Source organism: Aeromonas sp. QDB56 (assembly GCF_027705505.1).
Lineage (GTDB): Bacteria > Pseudomonadota > Gammaproteobacteria > Enterobacterales > Aeromonadaceae > Aeromonas > Aeromonas caviae.
This window is the reverse complement of the sequence record NZ_JAPDBZ010000235.1, coordinates 1-2,595: the sequence shown is the minus strand read 5'-3', so window position 1 is coordinate 2,595 and position 2,595 is coordinate 1. Positions and strand designations below refer to the sequence as shown.

Annotated in this window: 2 protein-coding genes; both read right to left on the bottom strand. The window is 51.8% G+C overall.

Annotated features, from left to right (window positions below; all coding sequences use genetic code 11):
• Positions 1-72: 72 nt before the first annotated feature.
• Complete coding sequence (locus OKB81_RS19960) at positions 73-1,710, bottom strand: DEAD/DEAH box helicase (RefSeq protein WP_270805410.1); 1,638 nt, start codon at positions 1,708-1,710, stop codon at positions 73-75.
• Between the two features lie 9 nt (positions 1,711-1,719).
• On the bottom strand, positions 1,720-2,595 hold an 876-nt coding region (locus tag OKB81_RS19955), incomplete at its 5' end, for a DNA methyltransferase (RefSeq protein WP_270805409.1).

Genomic DNA, 2,595 nt, shown 5'->3' with positions numbered 1-2,595 from the left:
AGAAGCGTACCCTAACTGGTAGTTGACCGCCTCTCTCCTATGCACCATGGGCATTGCACTTATTATCTGAATTCACGCTTCGGTAGCCAGAACCGGTTTTACCGATGTGTTACCCGCCGGATTTGTCGCCACATACGGTGCGGCGAACGGCTCCTTAATTTGGTTCCCTTCACCATCGGTCGGCAAGCGCCCTAACAAGGTTTCAGCCAGTGAAGGCACTATCACTTGATTAGGCTTGTGCTCCGGGATCCCGTTTTCATCGTCATCCGCACCGATAAACAGGGTCTGCTTGATGATGGAGTCTTCCTCATTGGCGCGATCAATGATTTCCTGAAAGCGGTCGTGGGCAATGATCGTCAAACGATCAACCGCTTCTACACCGGTGCGTTTGCCATAGGGCAGACGCAAGCCGCGGCCAATGGTCTGTTCGGTCAAAATCTCAGACGCAGATGCCCGCAAAGGCACTATGGTGTAGAGGTTGGTGACATCCCAGCCCTCTTTGAGCTTGTTAACGTGAATGACAATCTCGGTGTTCTTGTCGTGTTCTACCGCTAACAGCCGCTGCGTATTTTCGTCCGACTCCTGCCCAGTCTGGTTGGAGTGAACGGTAATGACCTTGCCCTTATAGGCACCATTGAAGAATTCGTTATCTTCGATCCTGGCCTTGATGGTTTCGGCGTGGGTTGTGTCCTGTGCCACCACCAGCATGAAAGGCTTAACCAGTTGCCGACCTGTGTTGTTGGCATAGCTGGCCAGTTCGGTCTTCACGTATTCATGATGGTGGATACCATCTTCCAGCTTGATGGTTTCAAGCTGCTGCTCACTGTAGCTACTGGCTTTGAAGTCTTTACGGGTGGCAACTGCCGGGGTCTTGATATAGCCGTCATTCAGCGCACGGGCCAACGGGTAGTGATAGACGATGTTCTTGAAATCGCGTGGCTTGGCCCCGGTAGTCTTCGGCGTGGCGGTCAGCTCGATGCCCAGTACGGGTTTAAGATCATTGATGGCTGTTGCGCCAGAATCTGCATAGTAGCGGTGTGCCTCATCCATCAGCACCACCAGATCGGGCAAGTCCGCCAGATAGTTGAAGTAGGAGTCGCCGATATACTCCTGGATGCGACGGATCTTCGCCTGCTTGGATTTGGCCGCCCCTTGCTTGTTCTCCAGCGCATTGATCTTGGAGACATTGAAAATGTTGATATGCGGCGCCGTCTCCGCCGCGAACATATCGCCCGTCATGCCAAGGGTGACCGTTTGATCCAGACGCACACCACGCCCTTCCTGATAGTCATCACCAGTGATCAATACCGGTGGTGTCTGGGCCAGTTCCGGGATGCCTTGAAACACATATTTGGGCGAGCCCGGCAGGAAATCCTGTTTCAGCTTTTCATAGATGGTCAGGTTTGGCGCCAACACAAAAAAATGGCTGCTACGACCGGTCAGATAGAGCCATGCGATCATGGCCCCCATCAGACGGGTTTTCCCAACCCCGGTTGCCAGGGCAAAACAGAGTGAGGGGAAGTCACGCTCAAAGCTCTTGAAGGGCAGCATCTCGGTTTTGAGGAACTCAATCCAGCGCTGCAGATCCGGCTCTTTATCCAGATTTAACTGCTCCAGCAGACGGCAAAGGATCGCGAGCGATTCACTCTGCGGCTTGCGCAGAGAAAGACGCGCGCCGATCTGGTTGGCAATAGTGGTCCCGTTGCTCATGGCTGTTCCTTATTCTTCGCTGTCGTCATCCGCCCACTCATCGTCCTGCTCTTCCGGCAGCACATTCAGAGTGAAGCTGTAATCGTCATGATCCCACTCGCACTTGTTCAGAATTACCTTGGGGATCTTTTTCAGCGTCAAATTCGGAAACTCGGCACCCTCGGCCATAAACGCCTTGCAGCAAATCAACAGGCTGCGCTCAGCACCCACCTCTTCGCTGATGCGCTTAAGCTGGTCATAGGCCAGCGAGCCTGTGGTCACGTAGATATGGTCAGTTTCGGTGCTGTAGCCATGGTTCCAGAACTGGGTCTGGCTGGGGGCGTAGGTAAAACCCATATGCTTGCACATGGCCTCGGCCAGCATCTCGGCGTTATATTCCTTATTGATGACCCAGTTACCCCAGTCATCTTTTTTCAACAAGGATGGAGCCAGTCGCAGATAACGGAAACCACCACCACCTTGCCAATTATATTTTTCAGTAACGCCTGTCATATCCTTCCCATCAATTACTGATTGAATTCTTGGCACTACATGGGTTACTGCTTGCTCTGCAAGTTCAATTGTTATCCACTGTCGCCCCATTTTATGAGCAACCGCAGCTGTGGTCCCTGAGCCAGCAAAAGAGTCGAGAACAAGATCTCCTGGATTACTAAAATGTTTTAGTATGAGTTCAACCAGAGCCTCTGGTTTTTTCCCGCTTCTAAAGTCAACCCCTCCTTCATGACGACAGTTACCAAAATTTGCTGCAAAATCGTAATAATTTTCTATTGGAGTTGTTGAAAAGTCGTTATCCGAGTTCAGCTTATCTATGGCCTTGTTGCACAATTCCAAAGCAGGACAGCAGTCTCTCAGGCGCCGATTTCGCTCAGTTGACCTGTTGTCGTA